At 69.7% G+C, this 3,974-nt stretch carries 4 protein-coding genes and 1 pseudogene; all 5 read right to left on the reverse strand.

Features of this window, described 5'->3' with window-relative positions; all coding sequences use genetic code 11:
• Positions 1–38: 38 nt before the first annotated feature.
• Positions 39–347 (reverse strand): 30S ribosomal protein S10, encoded by a 309-nt coding sequence (gene rpsJ / locus B9G38_RS14925; protein WP_086220901.1) that lies wholly within the window; start codon positions 345–347, stop codon positions 39–41.
• Positions 348–350: 3 nt separating this feature from the next.
• The gene (tuf, locus tag B9G38_RS14930) at positions 351–1,616 is read right to left on the reverse strand and encodes a translation elongation factor EF-1 subunit alpha (RefSeq protein ID WP_049932267.1); all 1,266 of its coding nucleotides are present in this window, start codon (positions 1,614–1,616) and stop codon (positions 351–353) included.
• A gap of 166 nt (positions 1,617–1,782) precedes the next feature.
• A complete protein-coding gene (locus B9G38_RS14935; RefSeq protein WP_086220902.1) occupies positions 1,783–2,778 on the reverse strand; it encodes a homoserine dehydrogenase in 996 nt (331 codons plus the stop codon).
• Positions 2,775–3,392, reverse strand: a complete 618-nt coding sequence (locus tag B9G38_RS14940) for an amino acid-binding protein (RefSeq protein ID WP_049932264.1) — start codon at positions 3,390–3,392, stop codon at positions 2,775–2,777. Before B9G38_RS14940 ends, B9G38_RS14935 begins: the two co-directional genes overlap by 4 nt.
• Before the next feature lie 333 nt (positions 3,393–3,725).
• Positions 3,726–3,974, reverse strand: a pseudogene (locus B9G38_RS14945) (elongation factor EF-2); the annotation flags it as partial.

Here is a 3,974-nt window from a genome sequence, read left to right on the forward strand (position 1 = left end):
TGAAAAACGAAAGGGGTGAAAGAGAAACGCCCTAGCGCTCAGGCTTCGAGAACGATCTCGATGCTGACGTCGTTCGGCACTTGGACGCGCATGAGCTGGCGGAGCGCGCGTTCGTCGGCGTCGATGTCGATGAGCCGCTTGTGGACGCGCATCTCCCAGTGCTCCCACGTCGCCGTCCCCTCACCGTCCGGGGACTTGCGCGACGGGATCTCGAGCGTCTTCGTCGGCAGCGGGATCGGGCCCGACAGGGCGACTCCCGTCGAGTCCGCGATCTCGCGGACGTCGTCGCAGATGTCGTCGAGGTCCTCGGGGCTCGTGCCGGCGAGGCGGACGCGTGCCTGCTGCATCGATTATCGCTCGTTGACGTCCAGCACCTTGCCGGCCGCGATGGTCTGACCCATGTCGCGGATGGCGAAGCTGCCGAGTTCCGGAATCTCGCCGGACGGCTCGATGCTGAGCGGCTTCTGGGGACGCACGGTGACGACCGCCGCGTCGCCGGACTTGATGAAGTCCGGGTTCTCCTCGGCGACCTCACCGGACGAGGGGTCGATCTTCTGATCGATGGACTCGATCGTACAGGCGACCTGCGCCGTGTGGGCGTGGAAGACCGGGGTGTAGCCGGCCGTGATGACCGACGGGTGCTGCATGACGACGACCTGGGCCTGGAACGTCTCGGCGACGCTCGGCGGGTCGTCGGCCGGGCCACAGACGTCGCCGCGGCGGATGTCGTCCTTGCCGATGCCGCGGACGTTGAATCCGACGTTGTCGCCGGGCTCGGCCTTGGGCACCTCTTCGTGGTGCATCTCGACCGTCTTCACCTCGCCGCCCACGTCGGACGGCTGGAAGGAGACGTTGTCGCCGGTGTTGAGGATCCCGGTCTCGACGCGTCCCACGGGGACGGTCCCGATACCGGAGATGGTGTACACGTCCTGGATCGGCAGGCGGAGCGGCGCGTCCGTCGGCGGCTCGGCCTCCGGCAGGTCGTTGAGCGACTCCAGCAGGGTGGGGCCGTCGTACCACGAGGTGTTCTCGGACGCTTCGGCGACGTTGTCGCCCTCGAAGGCCGAGATCGGCACGAACGTGGTGTCGTCGGTCGCGAAGCGGACCTGGTTGAGCAGGTCCTCGACCTCGCTGATGACCTCCTTGTAGGAGTCCTCGCTGTAGTCGACGAGGTCCATCTTGTTGACGCCGATGATGAGCTCGTTGATCCCGAGCGTGCGGGCCAGGAACACGTGCTCGCGGGTCTGGGGCGCGACGCCGTCGTCGGCCGCGACGACGAGCACCGCGTTGTCGGCCTGCGAGGCACCCGTGATCATGTTCTTCACGAAGTCACGGTGGCCCGGACAGTCGACGATGGTGAAGTAGTACTCGTCGGTGTCGAACTCCTGGTGGGCGATGTCGATCGTGACGCCGCGCTCGCGCTCCTCGGCGAGGTTGTCCATCACGTAGGCGAACTCGAAGCCGCCCTTGCCCTTCTCTTCGGCTTCCTCGCGGTGCTGCTCGATTACGTGCTCGGGGACGCTCCCCGTCTCGAAGAGGAGGCGACCCACGAGCGTACTCTTGCCGTGGTCGACGTGGCCGATAATGGCCAGGTTCTGGTGCGGTTTGTCACTCATGGGGTAATCACGCGCTAAGGCGCTCTGTGAGTAAGTTTCGGTTGATTCCACTAAAACGGTTTCGATACGGCCCACAGAGTATCGTGCCGCCGTCTTGCGATTCTCGACAACCCGGGGCACGCCACACGGCCGCACGGAGACCGTCGGTGGGCGAGTCGGGCGTCGGCTACTCCAGCCGGCCCACGTCGCCGAGGACCGCGCTCGCGGTCTCGGGGCCGCCCGCGCCGCGGCCGGAGATGTTGAGCCGGCCGGCGTGGGAGGTCTCGATCTGGACGATGTTCTGCGTCCCCGAGACCGCGAGCGTGCCGTTCTCGGGGACGAGCCGCGGCGCGACGCGGACGGTCTCGCCCGTCGCCTCGCCGATCAGCCGGACCGTCCGCCCGTCCTCGGCCGCGAGGCGGAGCGCGGAGCCGGGCACGTCGCGGATCCCCGAGACGTCGGCGTCTTCGAGCGTGAACTCCCGGGCGTCGGCGGGGTCGTCGACCGCGCCGAACGAGAGCACGTTCGCGAGGATGACGCACTTCAGCGCCGCGTCGGTGCCGTCCACGTCGAAGGAGGGGTCCGCCTCCGCGACGCCGAGGTCCTGCGCCTCCGCGAGCACGTGGTCGTAGTCCAGCCCCTCGGCGGCCATCCGCGTCAGGATGAAGTTCGCCGTCCCGTTGAGCACGCCCCGGACCGCCGTGACGTGGCCGGGCTCGATGTCCTCGACCGTCGACACTGCGGGGATCGCGCCACCCACGGTCGCCTCGAACCGGATCTCGCCGTCGCTGTCGCCGACGGCCGCCCGTAGGTCGCCGTACCGCTCCGCGACGGGGCCCTTGTTCGCGAGGACCGCGTGGCGGTCGCGCTCTAAGGCGGTCGTCACGTGCGAGAAGCCCGGCTCGGCGTCGCCGAGCGTCGTCGGCGTCGCCTCCACGAGGACGTCGTAGTCGGCCGCCAGCGCGTCTGCCGGGTCGTCGTCGCCGACGATCCCCCGTTCCGCCTGCCGCGCCACGACCGCGTCGGGGTCGACGCCGACGGCCTCTCCGCCGGAACCGCCCGTCCCGTCCGCGACGACCGCGGTCGACGAGTCGGCGACCGCGACGACCTCGTGGCCGTGTTCGCCCGCCAGCTCGACGACGGAGCGCCCGACGGCGCCCGCACCGATCACGGCAAGTCTCACGCCTCCACCCCCGTGAGTGGCTCAACGACGCGAAGGTCCTTCTCCGCGGCGAGGTCGCGGACCGCGGCGAGCGCCGCGTCCGTCTCGCCGGCCCGGGCTTCGAGCCGGAGCCGCGCGCTCGACACCTCCTCGGTGCCCTGCGGGGCCGCGAGCGACACGTCGGCGACCGACGCCGACTCGCAGGCCTCAATGCTCGAGAGCGTGTCGGAGAGGTCGGTGTCGATGAGGTGGCCGAAGAGGAGCAGCGTCACCTCCTCGGCGTACCGCTCCGTGCCGGCCTGCATCACGTTCACGCCCTCGCTACGGAGCGCGTCGACAATCTCCTCGAACCGGTCCGGCGTCGCCTCGAAGTCGACCTCGACCGGGATCCGGCCGCGGGGCGTCTTGTTCCCGCGCTCGTGGTAGATCGACAGGAGGTTCCCGCCGTTGTCGGCGATCGGGTGGAGCGCGGCGAGCAGCTGCCCGGGCTCGTCGACCAGCTCCAGCCGGACCGTGTGCGTCGAGACCGCCGTCGAGGCGTGGCCGCCGTCGGGCGACGCTCCCGAGTCGGGCTCGTCGACGCCCGCCTCCGCGTCGAGCGCGGCCTCCGGCGCCCCGTCACGACGGTCGCTCACTGCGCCACCTCCGGCGCCGCGCCGCGCCCGGCTTCATCGCGGCCGGTCGAGTCCGGATCGCTCGTCCGCGGACGCGCTCCTGTCCCCGACGTGGAGCGGTCGCTCGGTGGCTCCGTCGCGGTGCGCCGGGGGGGAGTCGTGCCCGTCTGCATACCCGAACGGAGTCGGACGATCCGGTATAAGCCTTCGGCGCTGGCAGGCGTTGCCTCGCTTCCGTGCTGTCAACGCGGCGCACGGTTCGGGGAGGTCTGCCGCGATCGACGGCGTCGGGGCTCTCAGGCGGAAGACGCGAGAGAGAAGTTGACCGCAGAGACCGCGGACCGCGTCGTCGACTTAGAAGTAGTCGATCGACTGCGGCAGTTCGAGCTTCATCCCCTTGCGCTCGCGGATCTCCATGATCTTCTCGCGCTGGAGATTATCGACGAGGACGCGGAAGCCCGCGTTCTCGGTGTTCCACGAGGCGCGGCCCTCGGTGGCCGAGCGGATGTCGGAGGAGAACCCGATCATCTCCTCGACGGGCGCGATGCCCTCGACGACCATGAGGTCGCCCTCCTGGTACATGTCGTCGACGCGGCCGCGACG

This window comes from Halorubrum sp. SD612 (assembly GCF_002135005.1).